Origin of the sequence: Reichenbachiella sp. (assembly GCF_039941815.1) — a bacterium.
In the GTDB taxonomy this organism is placed as follows: domain Bacteria; phylum Bacteroidota; class Bacteroidia; order Cytophagales; family Cyclobacteriaceae; genus Reichenbachiella.
The window spans coordinates 353,257-378,667 of sequence record NZ_JBDVDW010000061.1 but is presented as its reverse complement, the minus strand read 5'-3'; the positions used below and the strand labels follow the sequence as shown (position 1 = coordinate 378,667).

Genomic DNA, 25,411 nt, shown 5'->3' with positions numbered 1-25,411 from the left:
TATAAATTACGTTTTCTCTAAAAATTCAATGATTAATTAAATATCAGGACAAATAGTTGCGGGTTTGTTAATCGTTTGCTTTCCTTTGTGTCGTTCAAAGATGAAAAACACACAAGCACATATCGCTTTCATTGCTACTACTCCTGCACCTAGGAGGAACAACAGGCCCGTTGGGGTCTGCTAGTGATAGGTTGCCTATGCGGTAACCTCTATTCCAACATTGATTTCAAAATATTTATTTAACGTTTAAAGTTCATACATTATGAACGTGGATGTGCAATATGCAACCATTGAGCATGTGAAATTTGCTCAGGAAATTTGTGATTTAATTGAATCTGCGGCAAAAGCTCGTGGAACTGGAATTGCAAAAAGAGAACCCGAATATATTCGACATAAAATCGAAACACAGCAGGCGGTAATAGCTACCAGTGCTGGCGAATTGGCAGGGTTTTGCTATATAGAAACCTGGCAGAATAAAGAGTATGTTGCCAATTCGGGACTTGTAGTCAGTCCAAAATTTCGCAATATTGGTTTGGCGAAGAAAATCAAAAAGAAAGTCCTGCTTCTCTCTCAGGAAAAATTTCCAAATACGAGATTGTTTGGTATTACTACGAGTCTCGCAGTTCTCAAAATCAATTACGAGCTGGGCTATCGTCCGGTGACTTTCTCAGAGTTAACTACAGATGATGCATTTTGGAATGGATGCAAAAGCTGTCCAAATCATGACATTTTAGAACGAAACAATCGCTCTAACTGTCTTTGTACCGGTATGCTGATGGATGAAAAATCTCAGACAAAACCGAAGCAGCAAGGTATGATCGCTAAACGACTCCAGCGACTCACCAATTTTAAGAAAAAAGGAATATTGAATAAAAAGAAATGAGCAAGAAGAAAGTAGTACTAGCATTTAGCGGAGGATTGGATACGACCTATTGTGCCTTTTATCTCAAGGATCTAAATTATGAAGTCCATACCGTGTTGGTCAATACAGGAGGCTTTTCGGCAGAAGAGATAGAACAGACTGAAAAAAGAGCACATTCCTATGGTGTAGATTCGCATCGCTGCTTAGAGGAGACATCTGACTTTTATGATAATTGTCTAAAGTATCTGATCTTCGGCAATGTCTTGAAAAACAATACTTATCCACTGTCTGTAAGTGCAGAGCGAGCTTTTCAAGCTTTGGCTATAGCCAAGTTTGCAAAGTCCATAGATGCAGATTGCATAGCACATGGAAGTACAGGTGCTGGAAATGATCAAGTCCGTTTTGATTTAATCTTTCAAATCATCTGCCCTGATGTTGAAATCATCACACCCATCAGAGATAATAAACTTACCAGACAGCAAGAGATCGAATATCTGGCGACCAAAGGAGTCAACATTTCCTGGGAGAAGGCCAAATATTCAATAAACAAAGGACTGTGGGGGACCTCCGTCGGTGGAGATGAAACCCTGACCTCTCATCTTTCATTGCCAGAAAGCGCCTACCCTAGCCAGGTAGAGAAAGATGGAAGTGAAGAAATAGAATTGCAATTTGAAAATGGAGAACTAGCAGGGCTAAATGGGAAATCTATGAATCCTGTGGAAGCTATTTTCGCAATCAATGAGATTGCGTCTGAATATGGAATAGGCAGAGATGTACATGTAGGAGATACCATCATCGGAATCAAAGGTCGAGTTGGTTTTGAAGCTGCCGCTCCCGTAGTTATACTCAAATCTCATCATACGCTTGAGAAACATGTGCTTACCAAATGGCAGCAACACTGGAAAGAACAGCTGGCTAACTGGTATGGGATGCTCCTTCATGAAGGTCAATTCCTGGACCCAGTGATGAGAGACATCGAGGTTTTTCTGCAAAGCACTCAAAAAAATGTATCCGGGACTGTCAAGGTCAAATTAGCACCTTATCGATTTGAAGTACTTGGGATCTCCTCTGACAAAGATCTGATGAGTTCAACATTTGGGCAGTATGGGGAAATGAATAATGGCTGGTCAGGAGAAGACGTGAAAGGCTTCACAAAGATATTAGCCAACCAGTCAAAAATCTTTAATTCAATCAACTCATGATAAAGGCGGGAATAATTGGCGGTGCGGGGTATACAGCGGGAGAGTTGCTGAGAATATTGGCTCATCATCCAATGGTGAAAATATCCTTTGTACACAGCAGCAGTCAGTCTGGTGAAAAGATACATACGATTCACAAAGATTTGATTGGAGAACTAGAAGAGTCTTTCACAGATCAAGTTGCCCTTTCTGTAGATGTGATTTTTATCTGCTCAGGGCATGGAAAGACGCAGGAGTTTTTGGATTCATATGCCCTTCCTGAAGGCATCAAAGTGATTGATCTGAGCAACGATTTTAGACTCAAGGCAGCAGGTAATGATTTTGTTTATGGGCTCCCAGAATTGAATCTAAATTCTATTAAAGAAGCCAAGTATTTAGCTAACCCGGGATGTTTTGCTACAGCCATTCAACTGGGTCTATTGCCATTAGCAGCCAATGGTTGGCTGGTAGAAGACGTGCATGTCAACGCACTAACAGGCTCTACCGGTGCTGGACAGCAACCGGGTCGCACATCGCATTATAGCTGGCGAAACAACAATATTTCCATCTATAAAGCATTCAATCACCAACATTTGGCCGAGATCAATCAATCCGTATTGCAGTTGCAAAACGATTTTTCTCATGACATAAAGTTTCTTCCGGTGCGTGGAAATTTTGCCAAAGGAATCTTCGCCTCCATGTACACCACATGTGAGATAACCGAAGAAGTGATTATCGATTCTTACCGCAAATTTTATGAGTCAGCTGCCTTTGTACATGTATTGGACGAAGCACCCGATATGAAGCAAGTCATTAATACCAACAAGTGCCTGATTCATGTGGAGAAACATGGTGATACAGTATTGGTGACCTCGGTGATAGACAACCTAATAAAAGGAGCCTCAGGCCAGGCCGTACAGAATATGAATATCATGTTTGGCTCGGACCAAAAAGAAGGACTGCGATTGAAAAGTAGTGGATTTTAACATTGATCAAAATACAATGAAAATAGCATTAATAGGAGTAGGGAATTTGGGATTTTCGATTGCCCAGGGTATCGCCGGTCAGAACCAATTTCAGGTGGATCAACTGACATTGACCAAACGAAATGTGACTGGATTGGCCGATAAATTTGACAGCAACAAAGTAAAAGTCACCTCGAGTAATATTGAAGCTGTACAGCAGTCGGATGTGATTATTCTATGTGTTCAGCCCAGCCAGATCAACAATGTCCTACAAGAGATCAAAGGAGTCCTTCTGGAAGGCCGACATGTTATTATCTCTACGGTAACTGGCCGTGCAATAGCCAATATTGAAGAGGTAATCGGTAAGGATAAAGCCGTGATCAGAAGCATGCCGAATACAGCTATATCCGTCGGTCAGTCCATGACCTGTCTGAGTGCCAATGAAGAGGGCCAGGACAAGTTGGGATTGGCTCAGCAGATATTCAATGCCTTAGGACAATCGCTGATTATCGAAGAAAATATGATGCAGGCAGCTACGGTTATTTGCGCAAGCGGAATCGCCTTTTGGATGCGCTTGATTCGTGCCACTACCCAGGGAGCCATTCAGCTGGGATTCGATGCTCCCGATGCTAAAAACATGGCTACACAAGCTTGTATGGGTGCTGCGAGCCTCCTGCTCAATTCTGACAGTCATCCCGAAGAGGAAATTGACAAAGTTACCACCCCAAGAGGTTGTACCATATCAGGATTGAACGAGATGGAGCATGAGGGGATGAGCTCTGCCTTAATCAAAGGACTGATGAAGTCGTATGACAAAATTTCTGACATCATATCAGACAAGTAGATGGAGAATTATAAAGTATATCCTGTTTTTGATATCAACATAGTGAAAGCCAAAGGAGCATACGTGTGGGATGATAATAATACACGCTATCTTGATATGTATGGAGGGCACGCAGTCATCTCCATTGGGCACTCACATCCAATGTATGTAGCCCGTCTGACCCAGCAAGTAGGTGAAATTGGATTTTATTCCAATTCTATCAAGATTCCAATTCAGGATCGTTTGGCTGAAGAATTAGGCACTCTATCCGGACTATCAGACTATCAACTATTTCTGTGCAACTCAGGAGCAGAAGCAAATGAAAATGCTTTAAAGCTGGCTTCATTTCAAACCGGTAGAAAAAAGATATTGGCATTCAAAAATGGATTTCATGGTAGAACCTCACTGGCAGTGGCTGCTACAGACAATCCCAAGATTCAGGCACCAGTCAATCCTACTGATCATATCGACCTAATAGCACTTAATGATATTGATGCTGCTCAATCGGCGCTGGCCACAGAAGAATATGCTGCGGTACTGATCGAGGGCATTCAGGGAATCGGAGGAATCCACGAACCATCCATTCAGTTTTTGCGCAAGCTAAAAGAAATCTGTCATGAGACAGGTACCATGTTGATACTAGATGAAATACAGTCAGGATATGGACGTACAGGTAAATTCTTTGCCTTTCAGTACGCTGAGATTAAGCCTGATCTGATCACGGTTGCTAAAGGCATGGGCAATGGTTTTCCAATCGGCGGAGTACTGATCTCTCCAAGGTTTGAGGCGACTTATGGTCAACTTGGGACCACCTTTGGAGGTAATCATCTCGCATGTGCAGCGGGACTTGCTGTACTTGAAGTATTGAAGGAGGAAAATCTGATGCAGAACGCACTCGAAATAGGTGAGTATCTCAAGAGTAACTTGGCACAGCTTTCGGCTATCAAAGAAACCCGTGGCAAAGGCCTTCTGCTCGGTCTGGAGTTTGAAGGATCAGTGAAAGAAATCCGTTCAAGACTGATCAGTGACTATAAGATTTTCACAGGTGCGGCCACAAGCCCTAACGTGTTGAGGTTATTGCCGCCATTAGGAATAGGTAAAAAGGAAGCAGACACATTTGTCAATGCTTTAAGAGAAATAGTTGATTGAATAAATCAATAGTCGAATACTTCCCTCGATGCTATACACTAGGGGAAGTATTTGAGAGACGTTATTAAAATAAGAAATTAAAACAAGACGCATGAATTTTTGCTCGATAGATGATGTAGATGACCCCCAGAGTTGGGTAGATGAAGCAATAGCGCTTAAGAACGAAATTGAGACCTATGGGCCTCATGTATATACTGGCAAGTCTATTTGTCTGTTATTCTTCAATCCAAGTCTAAGGACACGGTTGAGTATGCAAAAAGCAGCCTTTAATCTCGGTATACAGTCTTTCATCTTCAACCTGAATCAGGAAGGTTGGCAGCTTGAATTTGAGGACGGCACTGTAATGAATGGCTACACCAGCGAGCACATCAAGGAAGCCGCTGGCGTTCTGAGTAGCTACTTTGATGCCATAGGCGTACGTTCATTCGCTTCATTGAGCAATCAAGAAGATGACTATAGCGAGAAAGTATTCAATCAGTTTGTAAAACACTGTAGTATTCCTGTCATTAATATGGAGTCTGCGACCTTGCATCCATTACAGTCTTTAGCCGATATGATTACCATCAAAGAATTTGCAAAAGTGGACAAACCAAAGGTGGTCTTGTCCTGGGCACCGCACCCAAAGGCCCTGCCTCAGGCAGTAGCCAATTCCTTTTCGCAATGGGCCTCTCATATGGATTTTGATTTTGTCATTACTCATCCCGAAGGCTATGATCTCCATCCGGAATTTGTGAAAGGTGCGACCCTGGAATATGATCAGCGCAAAGCCTTTGAGGGAGCAGATTTTATATATGCAAAAAACTGGTCATCCTATACTGATTATGGACAAGTGCTTAGCCAGGACAAAAAATGGATTGTAGATCAACAGAAAATGAAACTGACGAATCAGGCCAAATTTATGCACTGTCTACCTGTCCGGAGAAATGTAATTGTCACTGACGAGGTGATCGATAGCGATGACTCCATCGTGATGCAGCAGGCAGCACATCGCGTGACATCAGCAAATCTGGTACTTAGAAAATTAATAGGATAGAAGCAAACTAACGGATCTATGGAAAAGCTGACAATCATAAAAATAGGTGGGAAAGTAATCAACGAAGTAGAAGCGCTCGATGCCTTTCTAAAGAAATTTTCTCAGCTGGAAGGTAAGAAAATTCTTGTCCATGGCGGTGGAAATATTGCATCTGAATGGCAAAGAAAATTAGGAGTCGAGCCCAAGATGATAGAAGGCAGGCGCATTACTGATCAGGCTACCATCGAGGTCGTAACCATGATTTATGCTGGATTAAACAAACAGATTGTCGCCAAGCTTCAAAGCCTTGATCTTCAGGCGCTAGGTATGTCCGGGGCCGATCTAAATCTCATCAGAGCATATAAGCGAATGAATATTGTAATTGACTACGGTTATGTTGGTGATATTGAGAAAGTTAATGATGATATATTAAACTCATTGATCAATCTTCAGATCACTCCAGTGATATGTGCTTTGACTCACGATAACAATGGTCAGCTGTTGAATACTAATGCAGATACCATTGCCTCTGCGCTCGCCGCATCGCTGAGTGAGAGGTTTGACGTAGACCTGGTTTATTGTTTTGAACAGCCCGGTGTGCTCAGTGATTTTGTCAACAAAACTGTGATTCCATTAATTGTGAAGAAGGATTATGAAGGTTTGAAAACCAAAGGAATCATCAACGACGGGATGATCCCAAAAATAGATAATGCATTTGATGCAATCGATGCGGGAGTGAAACATGTCAAGGTCTGTCACTTTGATAAAATAGACACAATTGACTCAGAACATTATTCAGGAACAGTGCTATGTCAGAAGGGCTAAATATCTATAACAAGGAGACACGTGAAGCGGTCGGTCTCTTGTCAGGCATGATCGAGATACCATCTCTTAGCAGAGACGAGGGTGAAGTAGTTGATTATTTGATTTCCTACTTTAAGACCAAAGACTTAGATACCGACCGTCATGGTAATAACATTTGGCTCAAGTCAAAAAAGTGGAACAATGACATGCCGACTATTTTGTTGAACTCGCATACTGATACAGTGAAGCCAGCCGAGTCCTACGCGCTAGAACCCTATCAGGCAATTCACCGTGAGGGCAGACTATATGGATTGGGCAGCAATGATGCAGGTGGACCATTAGTTAGTTTGATTCAAACTTTCTTGCACTACCATGACATGGAGGGATTGCCTTACAATCTGATATTGGCAGCCACGGCAGAAGAAGAAATATCTGGTGCAAATGGCGTGGCTTCTGTCTTACCACAGCTGGGTATCATCGACTTGGGAATCGTAGGAGAACCTACACAAATGAATCTTGCAATCGCAGAGAAGGGGTTAATAGTATTGGACTGTGAAGCCATAGGGATAAGTGGGCATGCGGCCAGAGATGAGGGAGCCAATGCGATCTACAAAGCTCTGACAGAAATTGAAAAACTGAAGTCTTATCGCTTTGATAAAGAATCTAAATGGCTGGGCCCTATCAAAAAAACTGTTACCATGATAGAAGCTGGCACTCAGCACAATGTGGTGCCTGACAGATGCAAGTTTGTGGTCGACGTACGAACAACTGATGCTTATTCCAACATGGAGACTGTGGATCAAATAAAGCAGTTGATGGATGTGCAAGTATCACCACGATCAGTACGTCTTAATCCATCAGGATTGCCTGCCACCCATCCGATCGTGGAAAGAGGAATCGGGCTGGGTATGGAAGTTTATGGTTCACCCACGCTTTCGGATCAATCCCTGATGTCTTTTGATACCGTCAAGATTGGGCCAGGGGACTCTGCAAGATCACATACCGCAGATGAGTACATTGGAATAAACGAAATAGAGGAGGGTATTAGTGGATACATCAACCTATTGAAAGATTTGAAATTGTAAACCGGTTAATGGATTGACCTACTTATTGAGTGTCAAACCATTGATCAATGATGAGAATATTATGAAACTCTGGGATAAAGGAACGAATGAGATATCAAAAGAAATCGAAGCTTATACAGTAGGCAGAGATCGAGAACTAGACCTGCTTCTGGCTCCATTCGATCTGTATGGTTCTATGGCTCATGCCACTATGCTTGAAAGTATAGGTCTGCTCAGCCACGACGAATTGGGTCAATTGTTGATCGAACTTAAGAAAATTAATCAGACAGTCGAGAAGAATGAATTCGTCATTGAGGAAGGTATCGAAGATGTGCATTCACAAGTCGAGTTGCTACTGACCCGGGCACTAGGCGACGTAGGAAAGAAGATTCACAGTGGCCGTTCTAGAAACGATCAGGTGCTTGTTGATCTCCGACTCTTTATCCGCCATGAAATTCAACAGTTGACAAGTTTAATTACTGATCTATTCATTACACTCAATGACTTGAGCAAGCAACATAAAGACGTTCTGTTACCTGGATACACTCATTTGCAAGTGGCAATGCCATCTTCTTTTGGACTTTGGTTCGGTGCGTATGCGGAAAGTCTAACGGATGATTTGCAACTGCTCCTGGCGGCCTACAAAATTACCAATCAGAATCCTCTTGGATCTGGTGCCGGGTATGGTTCATCCTTTCCGCTGGATCGGCAAATGACTACTGATTTACTTGGATTTGACGATTTGAGTTATAACGTGGTATATGCACAAATGAGCAGGGGCAAGGTAGAGAAATCAGTCGCTTTTGCTATGAGCAGTATAGCTGCTACACTTTCTCGAATGAGCATGGACATATGCTTGTACAATTCTCAGAATTTTGGTTTTCTTAAGTTGCCTGTAGAAATGACAACAGGCTCCAGCATCATGCCGCATAAAAAGAATCCTGACGTATTTGAATTGATTAGAGCAAAAATGAATAAGCTGCAGGTACTCTCTGGTGAAATCTCTTTGATTACCACCAATTTGCCTTCTGGATATCATAGAGATATGCAAACGATCAAAGAAACGTTTCTCCCAGCCTTTGATGACTTGAAATCAACACTTTCGATTTGCACATTCGCGATGAAAAAAATAGAAGTGAAAACTGAACTGCTGGAAGACCCAAAATACAACGACTTATTCAGTGTGGAAGAGGTCAATCGACTGGTCAATCAAGGTATACCATTTCGAGAGGCATATATTCAAGTGGGTAAGGCCATGGAAGCAGGAGGGAGTACATTAAATAAAGAAGTGAAGCATACTCATCTTGGAAGCATCGGCAATCCGGCTAACGAAGAAATCGAGAACAAACTACAGCAGATCATAAGTGCTTTTAATTTTGAAAAAGCTGAACAATCCATCAAAAACCTGACGGAGTAACAGTGTGAACAATTAGTTGTATTCCCAATGATTATTGGGTAAACTCAAGTTTTTTTGTCAATTGAAGAAAATGGATCAGGTTAGCGATGAAGCTAGAATCTGACCTCATGGATCTGGATAAAGGACTATCGCTCGAAAATTTGAATTCGATTTCCATCAGGGTCGAGAAGAATAAGCATTCGTTTTTTGGAAACCGGATCTTCTACCACATTGCCGTGGAATTGAGCACCAGCATTTTCAAGATGCTCGACCCACAGATCAAATTTAGTAACGCTGAATCCCACTTTGAATAGACCAGTGATCTTCGATTTTGAGTTGAAGTCAGCAATAAGGTCCTCCGGTTTTTGAGCATTGCCCAGTTCTATGAGTTCCAGTGCAGAATCGCCTCTTTTTAAATTGGCTTGCTTGAATTTCATCTCTGGGTATTCTTTGCTGTCAATGATTTCATAACCTAGCGTCGTTTGATACCAATCCAAAGATTTAGTCATATCCTTCACTAGTATAGCAGTGAAGTAAGGCTTGGGATCATCAAGGTCAGCCACTGTCCAAAACTTAAATGTGATAGAATGGTGAGGAGGAGAATTGTGCGCAGAACTTTCATTTCAATAGGCTTTAACTACCAAGTGTCATATTCGGAATTGTGACGATAAATTTGGTACCTTCTCCCAGGGTGGATTCCACCTCTATCGTACCATTTAACTTTTCAAGAGTCTCTTGTACAATGTATAACCCTAATCCCGATCCTTTGGCCTCTGGAGAAGCTCGATAAAACATGTCGAAAATGTTTGTAATGTACTGCTCTGCGATACCCACACCATTGTCTTCTATTTCCACACGCAACTCAGTTTGAGTGATTTCCGCTTCAATATTGACAAAGCTATCTTCTATTTCCGTTTTTTGATATTTGATCGCATTTGAAATGAGGTTATTAAAAATGATAGATAACCTGCGATCATCGCTATAAAGTTTGGCATGCTCATCAATATTGATCAATTTCAATAGGGTAGAGCACCCTGGCATATAGTTGAGGTGCTTGAAACTGTCTTCTATTAACAATGAGAAATCAACTTCGATACAATTGATTTCCAATCGGGTATTTCTTGAATAGTCTATAATGTCACTAATGAAGCGGTCGAGTTTTACTGTACTGTCTCTTAGCAGCTTTAGATACCCTTTGATATCATATTGAGTATTTTCATTTTCGATAATATTGAGCAAGCCAAGTATGGAAAGCAATGGTGCACGCAGGTCATGAGAGGTGCTATACACAAAACGGTCCATCTCTTCATTGAGTTTTTTGAGCTCCATGTTGGAATCCATCAGTTCGTCAGAGCTAAGATCCATGACCCGCTCGACTAGCTTTTGATCTCTTTCGAAATTGTCGTAGAAGAGACTGATACTGTTGAACAATGGTTCGAGATTTTCAGGTATGCCTTCGCCATTTGCATACTTCTTTATTTGACGGTTCAATATTTTGTTCAAGTCCGGCTTCATATTATTTCCTTGAATGTTGTAATCGTCATAGTATGGTTATGCAAGGCACTTTTCTGATTTTGGCGCTGCGGAGATATTTCTCCATACGAGTAATATCCTGCGATGGGGACTTTAGAGTTGAAAGCCTCATTGACATTTTGAATTTCTTCGCCAATCCATTCTTCAAGCACAAATTGTCGGCCAACACAACTGACACATAAAGCGAGATCCGGTTGATCTATGTCAAACGGTTCGGTACTGGCCAGCGCAGCTTCACCCGCAGCATCAATCAACGAATTGATATTCGATTTCATCATTCTGACTTTAGCTCCTTCTGGCATATCACCGGCAAAAAGCGCTCCTCCCTTCTCAGGGTCGTAGTCCAAAAATGCTCTTAGGAGTCTTGGTTGTCCATTTTCAGTGTTGATGCCGAGTGGATAGATTCTGATAGCCTCGACCATGTCATCGAATAGACCTTCAAGGTATTTTTTATAGAAGTCGAGTACAGGTTCTTCATTTAATTCGTACAAGACATTGTTGTTGGACTTGGTGATAAATCTCTCTGGTCCAAATGGAGTCCATCCAGTTCGGGAAGCATGACCAATTTTTAGTTTGGTTCCGTAGAAGCCAATACCAATTACACTCCCTTGAATGCCAACGCCGTTTAGTCCGGTATAAGTCGCCGAAAAGGGCTCGTAACTACCTGCAAGTCCTCCAGTAATTGGAACTGACTCCGATAGATTAAATTGAAGACCTGTGAGAAGGTGAGATCCGTTAATCTGGTCGCCATTGGAAAATATCATCAAATTAGATAAGTCATCCTTATCAATCTGTGCTGAAATATGAGCGCCTACATCAAAGCTGTCTTTTACCTGGTCAAGCTTGATTTCTAAAGTTTTAATAGTCGTATGCTCGAAATGTATGGCCGTTACGCACATGGTATTTAGAGTAACCTGGTCTACCATGATTTCTCCTGAGCTAGAGCTAACAACAATTTCTGCTGAAGGATAAAGTGCTCTGATTTCATCAAATTTGGATTGATCTTGTACTAATTCTGTTGACCCGAAAACGAAAACAAGGTTTGCCGATTCGCCAAGGTCATGATTTGATATGATCTCCCATTTATTGTTATTACTCCATATTCTTTGCTCTACTTGCATCCAAAAATCTTTACTTCATTACATTTGAGATTTGTAGTTAGCTGGTACGAAATGGCAGTTGCGATATTAAATATATGGCAAGATATTTAAACTATGGCATATTGATCAGAATAACATTAGATTTCAGTGATGTTAAACATGAATTTCTAACAATTTCTGACTGCTTTAATCAGCATGTCAGTATTTGCCCTGATTTCATCTGGTGTCATGGAAGCAAATCCAAATCGACAGGCGTTCTCATATCCCTTATAAAGGTCAATTTTGAGTGAGAGGCCAAGCTTCTCAGTTTCTAACATCAAATCTGCGATTTTGGCATTCTTAAAGGTCACCCATACAGCCATACCTCCTTCTGGCTTCATGAAATCTACAGCTTCTCCAAGGCCTTGCTTCAACAAACCGCAGAAAAGATCTCTGCGAATTTTGTAGTGGTTGATGGCCTTTTTTAGAAATCTATCGATCTCATTTGAACTAATCATTTCAGCAAGAGCACGCTCCATGATAGGGTCTCCCATTTTGTCTATTAGCATTCGCAATTGGCCGCAAGAATTAATAACCCGCTCGCTGGCAAACATATAGCCTATACGAATCGCAGGAACCAAAATTTTGCTAAAGGATCCTATGTAAATGATTCGACTATTTCTATCAATGCTAGCCAAAGGTAAAATGGGTGAATGCTTGTAGTGGTAGTCGTAATCGTAATCATCCTCTACAATGTAAAAGTCATATCGTTCTGCGAGTGCCAGTAGCTTCATCCTATTTTCTACAGGCATGGTGACTGTCGTAGGATATTGGTGATGTGGCGTGATGTACAAAGCTTTAATAGAATTCTTCTGAGCAGCTTTTTCGATGGCATTGATGTCCAAGCCGTCACTGGTCACGGGCACCTTGGATAGTACACCTCCTAAACTTTCTATCGCTCGGTCGGCAGAATGATAATTTAATTCTCCAACGACCACTCGATCCCCACGATCAAGAAGAGTGGCGAACGCAAGGTAAATGGCCATCTGACTCCCACGTGTGATCAGAATGTTTTCGGGGCTACCATTTATAGCTCGAGTGGATGACAAATAGGTAGCTAGATTCTTACGTAGCGTGACTTCACCAAAAAAATGATTGCCCTGCAATACAGCCCTTCCTATGACTCCTTTTGAAATGGATCTTGCAGTTTTGAGTAGATGATCAATAGGAGCCAACCGATAGTCTGGAGTTCCGTCGTCGATGATAAATTCCCCTCTGGGGATATCATATTTGCTCACTGTCTTCTTTTGTACGCCAGTATTGACATGATTTACTGCACCTCCTAAGGGTTGATGGCGGACTTCTGGAAGGGTTTTCTTTATAAAGGTACCCTTAGTCGGCTGAATTTCCAGCCAGCCTTGTGCCATGAGCTCATCATATGCTTGTATCACTGTTTTTCTATTCAATCCTAGCAGTTCTGAAAGCTTTCTGCTACCCGGCATTTTCAGTCCCTTCATGATCCGACCCTTCATCACCTCAGTAATGATGCCATCTGAAATTTGAAGATAGACCGGCCTATTGTCTGACTTGTCTATTGTGATGATTGATTTCCATGGCAACATATCTGGACCAGTTAAATTATCAAAAATGGATTACAATGATAATCCAGTTACTCCATAGTTTTGAGAAGATTATTAAAAAAAACAATCGGATGGAACAGTTTGAAAAAACACAAAAGAACAAAGTAGTAAGAGGAGCTAAGCGGGCTACATATGATAAAAAGACAGTATTCGACATTCTTGATGCCGGGTGCATATGTCATTTAAGCTTTGTGATCAACGGCGAGCCATTTATGATACCTACCGCTTATGGGAGAGAGGGAGAGACTATCTATGTCCATGGTTCTGTTAAAAGCCGAGCAATGAAAGCTGTGAAGCAAGGCGTTCCGGTGTGTATGGCAGTTACCCATTTTGACGGTTTGGTACTGGCAAGGTCAGCATTTCATCATTCTGCTAATTACAGATCAGTTATACTATTCGGTGAGGCTGAAGAACTGGAAACTAGAGACGAGAAAAATCACGGCTTGTTTGTGATTACAGAAAATATCCTCAAGGGTCGCTGGGATGAATGCAGATTGCCTAGCGAGAAGGAATTGGATATTACCTCAGTCTTGAGGTTTAAAATAAATGCCGCTTCAGCGAAAGTCAGATCTGGCGGGCCGGTCGATGAGGCCAGCGACTATGATCTCAATGTTTGGGCAGGAGAACTACCCATTTCGAATCGGTACGAGGAACCTGTGGCTGATGAAAAATTAAAGCCAGGTATAGCTGTGAGTGAGGCAGCCACACTTGCATGGCAAAACTCAAAAGAATAGATTTGTTGTAAACAAATCTGGATATGAGTTTGATAAGAAAAGTGAATGGCATCACGCCAAAATATGGGGATGAATGCTGGTTTGCGGAGACAGCTGCGGTGATTGGTGACGTGACCATGGGGCATCACTGCACCGTATGGTACAACGCCGTCGTGAGGGGAGATGTCAACTCCATCTCCATTGGAGATTATACCAATATTCAGGATGGAGCCATTATTCATTGCACTTATCAAAAGGCAGCGACTGTGATTGGCAATCGCGTATCTATCGGTCACAATGCAATCGTCCATGGCTGTACGCTTGAGGACAATGTATTGATAGGTATGGGAGCAATTGTGATGGATCATGTGGTGGTGAAAAGTGGGTCTATTATTGGCGCTGGGACGATTGTGCTTGAAAATACAATCATAGAACCCAATTCAATATACGTGGGAAATCCGGCTCGTAAGGTCAAGGAGATTGGAGAAAAGGGTCTTGGTATGATCGAGCGCACTGCTGACAACTATGTGAAGTATGCAGGCTGGTTCAAAGAATAAATCATGAAAACACTAACCCCATTGTTAATTTTCATGATTATTACCGTCGGACTCCTTCAGGCGCAAACCATGGAAGAGCAAGTTGTCGCTTATGTCGATGAATTTCTATTAGAAAACAAAAGTATAGTCGCGGAAAGTGAGCTATTTGATACGCGGTGGGAGACAAGAGACGAAATGGGAAAAAAGTCCCTATTCTTTAAGAAAAATGGACGATTCAAAATATTAAATCAAGGATTTCAAGCCACTTCTGCTAAGCAAACAGGCAAATGGTATATCTATGAAGCTTTTGTCGTACTTCATATTGAAAAAGAGAAGTCTCCCGTTTATGTGTTAAAAAATGGGAATGATATTTTGCTTGTAGACAGCAGTCAAATCGATGTACTAAAACAACTCCTAATTGACATTTCTTACAAAAATGGTGAACTCAAACCCTACAGTCGCGAGGAAATTTTCACTTTTCTAAACGGATTCACGCTTAATGAATAATACTTATGCCTATTCTAAAACCTGAGCCAAACGAATATCACGAATTTTATTCCAACTATGTCAATCTTCCGAATACAGATGATATTCTCCGGTACATGGCTGATCAAAAAGACGAGTTCATTCGGTTCATTCAAAAAATCCCAGTGGACAAATACAACTACGCTTATGCCGAAGGCAAGTGGACTATTAAACAGTTGGTGAGACACATAATCGATGCCGAGCGGATGTTTGCTTTTCGGGCCATGTCCATTGCCAGGGGCGAACAAACCATGTTGCCGGGATTCGATGAGCAAGGGTTCGTGGATCGATCCGATGATTCAAATAATTCTATGTCTGATCTTCTCGAGGAATTTGAGAGCCTGCGCACCTCCAACGTAAGTATGATCTCTCACTTCACACCACAGGCTACCAAAAGAATAGGAAATGCCAACGGATCACAAGTTTCAGTTAGGGCAATTATATTTATTATTGCAGGACATCTGCGCCATCATAAAACAGTAATAACGGAAAGATATTTAACACATGTTTGAATTTGACCCTTCTAAGAAGTATCAAAAGACCACAAAATCAAGAGTAGTAATTCGTTTTCAGGACTGTGATCCTTTGAAACACCTGAATAACGCTAAGTATTTCGACTATTTCTTTAATGCCAGAGAAGACAAAGTACCCAAGCTCTATGGCCTTCAAATGTCAGAGATTTATCGCGCCTTCAACTCTATCTGGGTAGTTTACAATCATCAGATTGCCTATATCAAATCTGCCGGCATGGGGGAGTGGGTTAAGATTTTCTCCAGGATCATATGGCACAATCACAACTCCATGGTCGTAGAGTATTTCATGACAGATGATGAAGAAAAAGAACTAAAAACTATCCTCTGGACCAAACTTCGATATATCAATGAGCAAGGGCACTCTACTACTCACCCTGCCAAGCTGGTAGAATTTTTGTCATCCGTTGCTTATGACAATATCGACTACGAAGATATAGATTTTGATATCCGAGTGCGTCAGGTCAAAAACGAAGTGGCTAATGCCGCTATTCAGATATTTTAGATTGCCTGATTCACCATATTCACCGTATGTACCGCTACTATTCCTGCGGTTTCAGTACGTAGGACACTTTGCCCGAGGCTGACTAGCTCATAGCCGAGATTTTTGAGTAAGTCAATTTCTTCCGGTGAAAAATCTCCTTCTGGCCCTATTAGAATGAGTACTTCGGTCTGAGCATCCAACTTATGTTGGAGCAGATCTTCATCGCCCGTTTCAACATAAGCGACAAATTTCTGAGCAGCACGCTTATTTAGATTGGCGAATTTCTTCAAATCCTGTGGTTCGTTGATTTGACATTTCCAGACATTTTTTGATTGTTTCAAAGCACTAATGGCTTTTTTGTTTAGCCTGTCGGTTTTAGTTCTCTTCCTCTCTGTTCTCTGGGTAGATAGAATACTGATCTCGTCTACGCCTAATTCACAAGCCTTCTCAACAAACCATTCCAACCGATCGGTGCTTTTTGTCGGTGCTATGGCGAGATGGATGCGAAACTCCTTAGAGGAGGCGGCGGTTTTATCTATGATTTTAAAGGCACATGCCTTAGGCTTTGGGTCGGTGATTTCGGCTATATAACTATGGCCTTTTCCGTCAAGGATTGTAAACTGATCTCCTGATTTTCCTCGAAGTACCTTCACTACGTGACCAGATTCTTCTGCACTCAAGAACAAATACTCCTCAGGATTTGGGTGATAATAGAAATTCAATTTTCCGTTTTTGCTAAAATAATGAATTACACACAGTCTCTAAAGCAGCTTGGGGCAAATGATTTGCATTTTTCATGATTTATTACTGAAAAATGAAAAATTATCACGAATAGGGTAAAAAATGAGCCGAAAAATTAAAAATTTACGAAAATATACGCCTAATTAGGTGATTCATGTATGTATTTTCTATTTTTGCAACATTCAATTTGATAAATAAACCACATAAAAAACATGGCGCATCTTCGATTCAAAGCACTGGACACGGTACAGTCAAGAAAGAACCTAACATTTGAACTGCCAGCCGGCAAAATTTCTGATTACTTCGGAGAGTTGGCATTCGGCACAGAACAAATGAAAGCGTCCCTCTCATCTGAAATCTTCAAGAAAGTAGATAAAGCGATTAGCCGGGGTAGAAAAATTGACACTGAAACAGCCGAGGCAGTAGCTTCTGCAGTTAAAACCTGGGCGATGAGCAAAGGCGTGACACACTATACTCACTGGTTTCAACCATTGACAGGTGCTACCGCTGAAAAGCATGATTCCTTTTTTGATCCGTCAAAAGGCATGGAGCAGTTCAAAGGAAGTGCCCTTGTACAACAGGAGCCTGATGCGTCATCATTTCCTAATGGAGGAATCAGAAGTACCTTCGAAGCCAGAGGTTATACCGCTTGGGACCCAAGTTCTCCGATATTTATTATAGACACCACCCTTTGTATTCCTACCATATTTGTGGCTTACACAGGTGAGGCTCTGGATTATAAAGCCCCGCTACTCAAGTCGATGGATGCCATAGACAAAGCTGCCACTAAGGTGTGTAAGCTATTTGATCGAAACGTGACGCAGGTCACCGCTTCATTGGGTTGGGAACAAGAATATTTTGTAGTAGATAAAGCCTTATACTCAGCAAGACCAGACTTGGTCATGGCTGGTAGAACCGTATTTGGGCACAACCCAGCCAGAGGCCAGCAGCTGGATGATCACTACTTCGGTACAATTACTCCGAGGGTATTTGAATTCATGAAAGAATTTGAATATGAATGTCAGCGACTCGGTATACCCGTCATGACTCGTCACAACGAGGTGGCTCCGGCACAGTTTGAATGTGCGCCTATGTATGAGGAGGTAAACAAAGGAACTGATCACAACCAACTATTGAAGGATGTGATGGACAAAGTAGCCTTGAAACACGACTTGAAAGTCTTATTCCATGAGAAACCATTCGCTGGACTCAATGGTAGTGGAAAGCATAACAACTGGTCATTGATTACTGATACAGGGATAAACCTATTTCAGCCTAGCAGTAGTGCCAGAGAAAATTTGCAGTTTCTTGTCTATCTGGTATGTACACTAAAAGCTGTACATGAGCATGCAGACTTACTCAGGGCGAGTATCGCCTCTGCAGGTAATGATCATAGATTAGGTGCTAATGAAGCACCGCCAGCAATTGTTTCTGCGTTTATTGGTGAGCAACTTACCAACGTTTTAGACGAATTAGAGCGCAATAGAGACGTACAAGTAGATAAGGGAGACAACGTCTATATGAAACTAGGAATTGATAAAATCCCTGAGATCATTTTGGACAATACAGATAGAAACAGGACTTCTCCTTTTGCTTTTACTGGAAACAAGTTTGAGTTTAGAGCAGTAGGGTCAGATGCCAATGTTGCCAATCCTATGACAGTACTCAATACAATTGTAGCTGAAAGACTAAATCAGTTTTACGAAGAGGTAACCAGTAGGGTCGATAAGGAAGGTGTTGACAAGAAGCTTGTAATCATCGGAAAACTTAGAGAGTATGTCCAGGAGTCCAAAGCCATTAGATTCGAAGGAGACGGCTATTCTGATGAATGGGTAGTAGAGGCTGAAAAAAGAGGCCTGTCGAATGTAAAAGACACGGCACGAGCACTTGATTTCTATGTCACTGATGCAGCTCGTGAGGTGTTCAAAAAGAACAAAATTATGACCGATGTTGAAATAGACGCCCGTCATGAAATCATGTTGGAAAACTACATCATGAAGATACAGATTGAATCCAGAGTGATAGGTGATTTGGCCTTGAATCATATTCTACCTACTGCAACTACCTATCAAAACAAGTTGATATTAAACGCGCAGGGGTTAAAAGATCTTGGGCTCGATAACTCTGAAATTGTGAATACCATAAAGAATATTTCTGAGTACACTTCAGTTGTGAAGACCAACACACTGGCAATGATTGAAGCTCGTAAAAAAGCAAATGATATCGAGGAGAGCCGAGAAAGGGCAATCGCTTATTGCGACGATGTGAAGGCAGAATTCTTTGACAAAATCAGATATGCTGTAGATAAACTGGAATTGTTTGTGGATGACGAAGATTGGCCACTTGTGAAATATAGAGAACTATTGTTTATTAGATAATACATCAGATAAACAGGACTAAGTAAAAGCTTCGAATTTATTCGAAGCTTTTTTTGTTACTTTTCCATTACAATAGACTTTGGAGAATTACCATTAATGCGAAAAAGAATCAATCTCAAGAAAAGATATTTGTTTTCAATACTTTTTGTTGCCCTGATCATAGGGTTTTCAAATAGCTTTCAGTTTAGGATGTCTGATTCAGAGGTGATTTCTTATTTTGGGCAAACCACACCACCAGAAGTCAAATATCTTGAAGTAGGACAGCGTACGGTTAGATATTTGTGGCAAAACAATGGTCATAAGACAACAGTCATTTTGGTACATGGTGCACCCGGTTCTTCATCTGCATTCATCGATTTTTTTCACAATCAGGATCTAAGATCGAAAGTTAACATTATTAGTATTGATAGGCTAGGGTACGGCTATTCAGGATATGGAGAAGCGGAGCCATCTCTCGAGTCGCAGGCAGAAGTGATTCAGGAAATTGTAGCCGACCTGTCCCTTGATCATGTTATTTTATTGGGACATTCACTGGGAGCACCTATTATCGCCAGAGCGGCGCTTGAAAACCCAAAATCTTATGCTGGTCTTGTGATGGTGGCAGGGTCAATGGACCCAGATCAAGAGCCAGTAGAGTGGTATCGTACATGGCTTCGAAACGGTCTCGCAGAGTTTATTTTGCCAGCCTCTCTGATTGTGACCAATGAGGAAATTTATTTCTTGAAGGACCAGTTGCTGGATTTAAGACCAGAGCTGAAGCAAATCGAAATCCCATTAATCGTAATACAAGGCGAATCTGATCAGCTGGTACCTATGGAAAATGCCACTTTTATTCAAGAACATGTGGCCAGTAAAGAATTGGAAGTATGGTTGGAGCCACAAGTCAATCATTTTATACCATGGAATAGACCTGATTTGATTGTCGATGGTATTCTAAAGTTGGAAGGGAAGTTATAGCTTTGTGATATCATATTTAATAATAGAATCATGCTTGCCAAATCGATTGTTTATTCTCTACTCTGTGTAATCTTCTTTTCAGCCTGTAGTCCAATTAATAAGAGAAATAGAATAAAAAAAAGTTTTGAACTGGCGACCCAAAAACTTGATGATGCCTACTATGATGATGCCATTGTACTCTATAGCCAGGTAATTAAAATGGATCACGAGCTTGTAGATGCCTATTTGAATAGGGGCGTGGCCTACTATGAAACTGGACATTTTAGCTTAGCTCTGGCTGATTATAATCATGTCAGACAGCAGCTACCGGATTTCAACGACGTACTTTTCAACCGAGTCTATACCTACCTTGCCATGGAACGCTACAATATGGCTACCGATGACCTGGAGCTACTGACACGATTATATCCTGATACAGCCTTGGTCGATGTGATAAGGGGGCTCATGTTTGGTCAACAGAAAAATTTTATCGAAGCAAAAGACAGCTTCGAAAAAGCGCTGGTCAAAGACTCAAATCAATTTGACGCATGGACAAACCTCGGGGTAATAAATTTTCATCTTAAAGAATATGACAAGGCCGAGTCCGATTTTGCAAGGGCTCTTCAAATCCGAGGAAATTCCCCGGAAGTACTCAACCCACTGTCACTGGTCTATTTGAATCAGGGCAAACTTGAGCAAGCAGATTCAACCATTGATGTTGCTATAGGTTTGATGGCGGATCAGGCTTATTTCCTCAACAACAAAGGGCTCATCCAAATACATTTGGGAAACTATGCGTTGGCTGATTCTCTTATCAATAGAAGCCTGATACTGGATCCCAGCAACGAGGAGGCACGAACAAATCTTGAGTTATTAAATTCGAAAAGGTAAGTTTAGTAGTCCTTTACACAGCGAATACTGTTTCTATGTGTTTCGTTGATTTGATCAGAGCTCAAGTATTCTTCACCGGTATGAAACGTGATGAGTCCAGGTATTTTTGACTTGATGTCAGGGGTGTTCCAATAGTAACCATTCACTCCTATGTCGATAAATGACCCATCGCTTTCACTGAATCCGGCCATCAATATATTGAGCCCGCTGTCACCACCCTCTTTGATTTCTGCAGCTGCCGTTTTTACACCACCATAGGTAGATGTTAGCATATCCCATTCACCTTGTGTAGAAAGATGCCATCCTTGGGGACAAGCATCCATAGCGGCTGACCAGGCGTATAGCCGACCATACGTATTACAATACTCTTGATAGTTTTTGTAGCAGTATGATTCTTCCTTCTCAAAGTTTAGGTTGGAGGTAAACCATTCACGTTCCAGTACTACGCCATCAATCTCATATTCAAGAATTACAGTTTCATATTCCTGCCCATCTCTTGGGTCATAAAATACACCTGTCAGGTCCTGCGCCACAGAATGAACCGTGGTAACAATGTATAAGAAGAGTATGATTGATGATTTCATATAATCGTGATTCTATTATTAGAATTTTTTACCTCTAAACAGCTTGCCGGTTTTAATTTTAATCCTTTGGTATTTGACTCCATGATTGCCGGAAGTCTTATGACCATAGCCATGATGATCATGATTGTAATGCGTGATGATCAATTTGCCAGTTTCTTTTCCGTCAGGTTTATAATTGTATTCCTTATATATTTTTTCAGAAGGATAGGAGTCAATGATTTCTTTTATCCGGAGGCCTCCAAAAAGGAAGGGATTTAAATGCTCCCTAAAATTTGATCCTTCCATGTTTTTTGAGAAATGACTTGAAATCTCCTCGTCAATTTCTTCAAATTCCTGATGATCATATATGTATTCTATGGTTCGGCCCTGTCCGTGATCTATTTTTTTTAGAATGCCTGCTTTGATATAATTCAATGAATAGTGCCTTGATTTGCCCTCTTCCTGTAGTAGTTTTTCGGGCTGACTATAATTGTAATAATCAGATGGAGTGATATTGTACAGGTCTTCTTCACCATTGTAATATCCCCATAAATCACGTGCGTGACTCTCTCTGGAGGGTAAAATGACCTCTTCTTCATAATAGAATCTGTACGCCTTCTGTTTTTTAGGTTCAATAATTTGAAGACTGTCTAGTCGCAGACGCTGATATAGATAGGCATCATTGCCATAAAACGAACCGTTGAAAAAAGAGTAATGAAAAATGCTTGTATTTAGTAATTCACCACCCTTCAGAATTTCGATTTTGTCCAACTGCTGGCGTCCATATCCTTCTGGAACTTTATCAAGATATTGTCCGGCAGCCATTTTGGTTTTCTTAAGCTTCAGTTCTGCTTGATTTTCCTGTTCAGATTTCGTGAACTTTACTTCATACTCACCGCTTTTTATCGAGCTTAGATAAACATCCCGATGCTGATTTTCAGATACTATTTGTACATTTTCGATCTCATTCGGAAAGCAATAAGAGGAGTAATGCAGATCCCATACATCTCCATCATTGATGTTCATTTTATGACTCGTACTATTACTTGCATATGGGCTTTGATCAGGAGCAGTGATGTCGTAGGTAAGATCCGCTATGGCGCCCTGCGCAGACTCGATTTTCGTAAGATACCAAGAGGTCGTGGCTTGATTGAAATGCTCTAAAAATTGCAGCTTATGCGAATTGATTTTATAATCATAATAGTTGTCAAAAGAATTGGTGATCTCGCGAGCTTTAAATGTATAAGTGAAGTTGCGACTGTCTACTGCCGTCCAATAGTTCTCCTTGATATAAAACCGTACGCGCATTTTTCTTGGCCTCACAATATTGATTTCGATAAACTCCTGATCAGTATTGTGATCTGGCGTCAGTAGAAATTTACCTTTGTTGCCAAGAATGTCAAAAAAGAAAATATCTGGATCAGAATCAATTTCGCCAGCACATACTTTCTGATGAAATTCATCATTTTCATTCTCTTCGCAATCATCGAAGCATGGTTTAATATGCTCGAACGGGTAGCCCAGAGCCTGCTGTGTGTTACTAGCCTCTACAATGCCAAAATCGTTTTCTCCCCGAATGATTCTTGTGATCAGCCCACCAGCATTGAGCCGCCAACCTAGCCCTACCCATGTAGCCTCTTCCTCTACCTTGATTCCGATAGTGTGATAAGTCAGGGAGATGGGGAGATACATATCCTTATTTACCAGTGTCTTTATTGGATATTTTATTTTGGGAATTCCATATTTATTTCCCACCGGATGATCACAATATTTAATGAGTGAACTTGCATCAAAGGAAGGAGGGGTGACTTTATCTATTCTCAGTTGGCCTATTGTATTGCCTACTATGAATAGTATGAAACTCATGGCGGTCAGTATTTTTGTAATAGACCATTTTGAAAAGAGAAACCAGTTTGCTGCCAAGATCGAAAGGGTTGTTTTGGGCAGTAAATATACAAGAATACGGCCGAAGCCAAATTGAATGTGGAGTTAATAAAAAAGCCATTCTACACTGTAGAATGGCTTTTGTAAGTAAGATTACTTGATGCTCTTATTTCAAAGAAGCGATCAATTCTTCGTTTCTCTTGATATATCCAAAGTCACCTGATGGAAAAGCCTTAGCTGCTTCCATAGATTCCTTTGCCACTTTGATTGCTTCTTTCTTATTGCCCTGCTTAGCTAGAATCTGCGCTTTGATGTGCACATTCCAAAACTGCTTGCTGTTTTCACCCGCAGCAAGATAGGCATTGGCCCATTCTAGTGCTTTATCCAGGTCTTTGTCCGCAGATAGATAATATCGTGCAGCAGCCATAAGGTTATCAGGATTTACGACAGTGTTCTCAGCGATAGCTTTCATGATAGCCTCATCAAATGAAACTTGAACAGGAATGTTTACTACTGTATTTTCCCAGCTCATTTGGATATTTGCATTCTCGCTATTTTCACTGATATCAGCAATGTTGTAAGTCAACGTCCCAACCGATTCAGTAAGCTTACCCGCCTTTACTTTTGCTTTCAAGGCGGCCTTGGAATCATCATAGTTAGTCATGTTTCCACCTAACGTAAGGTCGGAATAGAAAACAACTTCCCACTCAGACGCTCCAGGAGTGGCTAAGAATAAATATTCCCCGGCAGCTAAATCCTGACCAGCAACTTTTACATTGTCGCTGAACTTGATAGTAGTACCAGAATTAGCCCCAGCTCTCCATAGTTGGCCATTAGGTACCAAAAACGCATCACCATCTCCGAAGATTTTTCTACCTTTCATTTGAGGTCTTGAGTAATTGATTTCAATGTCAGTAAGTCCGACTACTGTAGAAGCAGAGCCAGCTGGACTAGGTGCCGGAGTTTGAATTTGAGCAGTTCCGTCGAAAGCAAGCGCAAATAGTGCTGCCACGAAACTGAGTTTAAACAGTTTGGTTTTGTACATAATAGAGTTCATTTTGATTGTTAAATTTTACGGGGTTTTATACGTTTATCCTGGATTCAGGTTTATGCATGAAGAAAGATAGTTTAAATATTTTGCCGAACGGCTTTTACCGCAGACCGAATGTTTTAGATGTGGCTCGAGATCTCTTGGGAAAGGTTCTGTGTACTCACATAGAAAATCAAGTATGCAAGGGTACAATAGTCGAAGTTGAAGCCTATTCTGGACACAATGATCAGGCGTGCCATGCCAGCAACGGGAAGAGAACCAAGCGTACGGAAATTATGTATCGTGCAGGCGGTTGTGCATACGTTTATCTCTGCTATGGAATACATCACCTATTTAATGTAGTGACTAATGAAGAAGGGATCGCTGATGCTGTGCTCATTCGAGCGCTAGAACCATTACAAGGGCAACAGACGATGCAGGATAGACTCAATTCATCTAATCGGATGCTCACTAATGGGCCAGGAATATTGGCTAAATCAATGGGCATTACGACAGCACTGAATTCTTCCGAATTATCGGCAGCCAATTGTATATGGATCGAAAATGGCGAACCAATAAGTGAAGAACAACAAGTAGCCACTACTCGTATCGGTGTGGACTATGCGGGCGAAGATGCGTACCTTCCCTGGCGTTTTTATATAAAAGGTAATTCATGGGTGAGTAAAAAATAACAG

General features: G+C 41.3%; 26 protein-coding genes. 18 read left to right on the top strand and 8 right to left on the bottom strand.

Annotated features, from left to right (window positions below):
- Positions 1-262 precede the first annotated feature (262 nt).
- From ABJF11_RS15670 to argH, 9 genes are all read left to right on the top strand, one after another.
- Entirely contained in the window at positions 263-883 is a 621-nt protein-coding gene (locus ABJF11_RS15670) for a GNAT family N-acetyltransferase (protein WP_348120953.1), read from the top strand.
- Positions 880-2,064, top strand: a complete 1,185-nt coding sequence (argG, locus tag ABJF11_RS15665) for an argininosuccinate synthase (RefSeq protein WP_348120951.1) — start codon at positions 880-882, stop codon at positions 2,062-2,064. The genes ABJF11_RS15670 and argG overlap by 4 nt, the downstream gene beginning before the upstream one ends.
- On the top strand, positions 2,061-3,026 hold the full coding sequence (gene argC / locus ABJF11_RS15660) for an N-acetyl-gamma-glutamyl-phosphate reductase (protein WP_348120949.1): 966 nt from the start codon (positions 2,061-2,063) through the stop codon (positions 3,024-3,026). The genes argG and argC overlap by 4 nt, the downstream gene beginning before the upstream one ends.
- Positions 3,027-3,042: 16 nt before the next feature.
- Positions 3,043-3,849: a pyrroline-5-carboxylate reductase gene (proC, locus tag ABJF11_RS15655; protein ID WP_348120948.1), complete on the top strand. Its 807-nt coding sequence runs from the start codon at positions 3,043-3,045 to the stop codon at positions 3,847-3,849.
- Complete coding sequence (locus tag ABJF11_RS15650; RefSeq protein WP_348120946.1) at positions 3,850-4,977, top strand: aminotransferase class III-fold pyridoxal phosphate-dependent enzyme; 1,128 nt, start codon at positions 3,850-3,852, stop codon at positions 4,975-4,977.
- A 91-nt stretch (positions 4,978-5,068) separates the two neighbouring features.
- Positions 5,069-6,010 (top strand): N-acetylornithine carbamoyltransferase, encoded by a 942-nt coding sequence (locus tag ABJF11_RS15645; protein WP_348120944.1) that lies wholly within the window; start codon positions 5,069-5,071, stop codon positions 6,008-6,010.
- Between the two features lie 18 nt (positions 6,011-6,028).
- The gene (gene argB / locus ABJF11_RS15640) at positions 6,029-6,814 is read left to right on the top strand and encodes an acetylglutamate kinase (protein ID WP_348120943.1); all 786 of its coding nucleotides are present in this window, start codon (positions 6,029-6,031) and stop codon (positions 6,812-6,814) included.
- A complete protein-coding gene (locus ABJF11_RS15635; protein ID WP_348120942.1) occupies positions 6,799-7,878 on the top strand; it encodes a M20 family metallo-hydrolase in 1,080 nt (359 codons plus the stop codon). The genes argB and ABJF11_RS15635 overlap by 16 nt, the downstream gene beginning before the upstream one ends.
- A gap of 61 nt (positions 7,879-7,939) precedes the next feature.
- A complete protein-coding gene (argH, locus tag ABJF11_RS15630; RefSeq protein WP_348120995.1) occupies positions 7,940-9,274 on the top strand; it encodes an argininosuccinate lyase in 1,335 nt (444 codons plus the stop codon).
- A gap of 125 nt (positions 9,275-9,399) precedes the next feature.
- Here argH and ABJF11_RS15625 read toward each other — a convergent pair whose 3' ends face one another.
- From ABJF11_RS15625 to ABJF11_RS15610, 4 genes are all read right to left on the bottom strand, one after another.
- Positions 9,400-9,816 carry a VOC family protein gene (locus ABJF11_RS15625; RefSeq protein ID WP_348120941.1) on the bottom strand — a complete coding sequence of 139 codons (417 nt, stop codon included), beginning with the start codon at positions 9,814-9,816 and terminating at the stop codon, positions 9,400-9,402.
- 70 nt (positions 9,817-9,886) lie between these two features.
- Positions 9,887-10,768: a HAMP domain-containing sensor histidine kinase gene (locus ABJF11_RS15620; RefSeq protein ID WP_348120939.1), complete on the bottom strand. Its 882-nt coding sequence runs from the start codon at positions 10,766-10,768 to the stop codon at positions 9,887-9,889.
- On the bottom strand, positions 10,765-11,907 hold the full coding sequence (locus tag ABJF11_RS15615) for an FIST N-terminal domain-containing protein (RefSeq protein ID WP_348120938.1): 1,143 nt from the start codon (positions 11,905-11,907) through the stop codon (positions 10,765-10,767). The genes ABJF11_RS15620 and ABJF11_RS15615 overlap by 4 nt, the downstream gene beginning before the upstream one ends.
- A gap of 146 nt (positions 11,908-12,053) precedes the next feature.
- On the bottom strand, positions 12,054-13,487 hold the full coding sequence (locus ABJF11_RS15610) for a PLP-dependent aminotransferase family protein (protein WP_348120937.1): 1,434 nt from the start codon (positions 13,485-13,487) through the stop codon (positions 12,054-12,056).
- Between the two features lie 35 nt (positions 13,488-13,522).
- Here ABJF11_RS15610 and ABJF11_RS15605 point away from each other — a divergent pair, with 35 nt between their 5' ends.
- Genes ABJF11_RS15605 through ABJF11_RS15585 form a run of 5 tightly spaced genes read left to right on the top strand, consistent with a single transcriptional unit; the run spans position 13,523 to position 16,314 of the window.
- Positions 13,523-14,239: a pyridoxamine 5'-phosphate oxidase family protein gene (locus ABJF11_RS15605; protein WP_348120935.1), complete on the top strand. Its 717-nt coding sequence runs from the start codon at positions 13,523-13,525 to the stop codon at positions 14,237-14,239.
- Positions 14,240-14,262: 23 nt separating this feature from the next.
- Complete coding sequence (locus ABJF11_RS15600; RefSeq protein WP_348120933.1) at positions 14,263-14,775, top strand: gamma carbonic anhydrase family protein; 513 nt, start codon at positions 14,263-14,265, stop codon at positions 14,773-14,775.
- Positions 14,776-14,778: 3 nt separating this feature from the next.
- Entirely contained in the window at positions 14,779-15,261 is a 483-nt protein-coding gene (locus ABJF11_RS15595) for a hypothetical protein (RefSeq protein ID WP_348120931.1), read from the top strand.
- 5 nt (positions 15,262-15,266) lie between these two features.
- Positions 15,267-15,791: a DinB family protein gene (locus ABJF11_RS15590; RefSeq protein ID WP_348120930.1), complete on the top strand. Its 525-nt coding sequence runs from the start codon at positions 15,267-15,269 to the stop codon at positions 15,789-15,791.
- Positions 15,784-16,314: an acyl-CoA thioesterase gene (locus ABJF11_RS15585; protein WP_348120928.1), complete on the top strand. Its 531-nt coding sequence runs from the start codon at positions 15,784-15,786 to the stop codon at positions 16,312-16,314. Before ABJF11_RS15590 ends, ABJF11_RS15585 begins: the two co-directional genes overlap by 8 nt.
- Here the strand turns inward: ABJF11_RS15585 and ABJF11_RS15580 are convergent.
- Positions 16,311-17,015 carry an RsmE family RNA methyltransferase gene (locus ABJF11_RS15580; protein WP_348120927.1) on the bottom strand — a complete coding sequence of 235 codons (705 nt, stop codon included), beginning with the start codon at positions 17,013-17,015 and terminating at the stop codon, positions 16,311-16,313. The two genes, ABJF11_RS15585 and ABJF11_RS15580, sit on opposite strands and share 4 nt — an antisense overlap.
- A 231-nt stretch (positions 17,016-17,246) precedes the next feature.
- On the opposite strand from ABJF11_RS15580, the gene ABJF11_RS15575 reads away from it, so the two are divergent.
- The 3 genes from ABJF11_RS15575 to ABJF11_RS15565 all read left to right on the top strand — a co-directional run bounded on the left by ABJF11_RS15575 (position 17,247) and on the right by ABJF11_RS15565 (position 21,239).
- Positions 17,247-19,412, top strand: coding sequence for a glutamine synthetase III (locus tag ABJF11_RS15575; RefSeq protein WP_348120926.1), 2,166 nt, complete (start codon positions 17,247-17,249; stop codon positions 19,410-19,412).
- Positions 19,413-19,508: 96 nt separating this feature from the next.
- The gene (locus ABJF11_RS15570) at positions 19,509-20,369 is read left to right on the top strand and encodes an alpha/beta hydrolase (RefSeq protein ID WP_348120925.1); all 861 of its coding nucleotides are present in this window, start codon (positions 19,509-19,511) and stop codon (positions 20,367-20,369) included.
- 30 nt (positions 20,370-20,399) lie between these two features.
- A complete protein-coding gene (locus ABJF11_RS15565) occupies positions 20,400-21,239 on the top strand; it encodes a tetratricopeptide repeat protein (RefSeq protein ID WP_348120924.1) in 840 nt (279 codons plus the stop codon).
- A 2-nt stretch (positions 21,240-21,241) separates the two neighbouring features.
- On the opposite strand, the gene ABJF11_RS15560 is transcribed toward ABJF11_RS15565, so the two are convergent.
- The 3 genes from ABJF11_RS15560 to ABJF11_RS15550 form a co-directional block, all read right to left on the bottom strand.
- Positions 21,242-21,823, bottom strand: a complete 582-nt coding sequence (locus tag ABJF11_RS15560; RefSeq protein ID WP_348120923.1) for an FISUMP domain-containing protein — start codon at positions 21,821-21,823, stop codon at positions 21,242-21,244.
- A gap of 18 nt (positions 21,824-21,841) precedes the next feature.
- On the bottom strand, positions 21,842-23,668 hold the full coding sequence (locus tag ABJF11_RS15555; protein ID WP_348120921.1) for a hypothetical protein: 1,827 nt from the start codon (positions 23,666-23,668) through the stop codon (positions 21,842-21,844).
- Positions 23,669-23,852: 184 nt separating this feature from the next.
- Positions 23,853-24,731: a DUF2911 domain-containing protein gene (locus ABJF11_RS15550; protein ID WP_348120920.1), complete on the bottom strand. Its 879-nt coding sequence runs from the start codon at positions 24,729-24,731 to the stop codon at positions 23,853-23,855.
- Positions 24,732-24,799: 68 nt separating this feature from the next.
- Between ABJF11_RS15550 and ABJF11_RS15545 the strand changes: the two genes are divergently transcribed.
- Positions 24,800-25,408, top strand: a complete 609-nt coding sequence (locus ABJF11_RS15545; protein WP_348120919.1) for a DNA-3-methyladenine glycosylase — start codon at positions 24,800-24,802, stop codon at positions 25,406-25,408.
- Positions 25,409-25,411 lie beyond the last annotated feature (3 nt).

Bases quoted from the DNA above. Each gene is read 5' to 3' on its own strand.
- ABJF11_RS15545 (WP_348120919.1), top strand. From the start codon at position 24,800: ATGAAGAAAGATAGTTTAAATATTTTGCCGAACGGCTTTTACCGCAGA.
- ABJF11_RS15575 (WP_348120926.1), top strand. From the start codon at position 17,247: ATGGCGCATCTTCGATTCAAAGCACTGGACACGGTACAGTCAAGAAAG.
- ABJF11_RS15610 (WP_348120937.1), bottom strand. From the start codon at position 13,487: ATGTTGCCATGGAAATCAATCATCACAATAGACAAGTCAGACAATAGG.
- ABJF11_RS15615 (WP_348120938.1), bottom strand. From the start codon at position 11,907: ATGCAAGTAGAGCAAAGAATATGGAGTAATAACAATAAATGGGAGATC.
- argC (WP_348120949.1), top strand. From the start codon at position 2,061: ATGATAAAGGCGGGAATAATTGGCGGTGCGGGGTATACAGCGGGAGAG.
- argB (WP_348120943.1), top strand. From the start codon at position 6,029: ATGGAAAAGCTGACAATCATAAAAATAGGTGGGAAAGTAATCAACGAA.
- ABJF11_RS15595 (WP_348120931.1), top strand. From the start codon at position 14,779: ATGAAAACACTAACCCCATTGTTAATTTTCATGATTATTACCGTCGGA.
- ABJF11_RS15550 (WP_348120920.1), bottom strand. From the start codon at position 24,731: ATGTACAAAACCAAACTGTTTAAACTCAGTTTCGTGGCAGCACTATTT.
- ABJF11_RS15590 (WP_348120930.1), top strand. From the start codon at position 15,267: ATGCCTATTCTAAAACCTGAGCCAAACGAATATCACGAATTTTATTCC.
- ABJF11_RS15670 (WP_348120953.1), top strand. From the start codon at position 263: ATGAACGTGGATGTGCAATATGCAACCATTGAGCATGTGAAATTTGCT.
- ABJF11_RS15565 (WP_348120924.1), top strand. From the start codon at position 20,400: ATGCTTGCCAAATCGATTGTTTATTCTCTACTCTGTGTAATCTTCTTT.
- ABJF11_RS15560 (WP_348120923.1), bottom strand. From the start codon at position 21,823: ATGAAATCATCAATCATACTCTTCTTATACATTGTTACCACGGTTCAT.
- proC (WP_348120948.1), top strand. From the start codon at position 3,043: ATGAAAATAGCATTAATAGGAGTAGGGAATTTGGGATTTTCGATTGCC.
- ABJF11_RS15645 (WP_348120944.1), top strand. From the start codon at position 5,069: ATGAATTTTTGCTCGATAGATGATGTAGATGACCCCCAGAGTTGGGTA.
- ABJF11_RS15600 (WP_348120933.1), top strand. From the start codon at position 14,263: ATGAGTTTGATAAGAAAAGTGAATGGCATCACGCCAAAATATGGGGAT.
- ABJF11_RS15555 (WP_348120921.1), bottom strand. From the start codon at position 23,668: ATGAGTTTCATACTATTCATAGTAGGCAATACAATAGGCCAACTGAGA.
- ABJF11_RS15605 (WP_348120935.1), top strand. From the start codon at position 13,523: ATGATAATCCAGTTACTCCATAGTTTTGAGAAGATTATTAAAAAAAAC.
- argH (WP_348120995.1), top strand. From the start codon at position 7,940: ATGAAACTCTGGGATAAAGGAACGAATGAGATATCAAAAGAAATCGAA.
- ABJF11_RS15585 (WP_348120928.1), top strand. From the start codon at position 15,784: ATGTTTGAATTTGACCCTTCTAAGAAGTATCAAAAGACCACAAAATCA.
- ABJF11_RS15570 (WP_348120925.1), top strand. From the start codon at position 19,509: ATGCGAAAAAGAATCAATCTCAAGAAAAGATATTTGTTTTCAATACTT.
- ABJF11_RS15635 (WP_348120942.1), top strand. From the start codon at position 6,799: ATGTCAGAAGGGCTAAATATCTATAACAAGGAGACACGTGAAGCGGTC.
- ABJF11_RS15620 (WP_348120939.1), bottom strand. From the start codon at position 10,768: ATGAAGCCGGACTTGAACAAAATATTGAACCGTCAAATAAAGAAGTAT.
- argG (WP_348120951.1), top strand. From the start codon at position 880: ATGAGCAAGAAGAAAGTAGTACTAGCATTTAGCGGAGGATTGGATACG.
- ABJF11_RS15650 (WP_348120946.1), top strand. From the start codon at position 3,850: ATGGAGAATTATAAAGTATATCCTGTTTTTGATATCAACATAGTGAAA.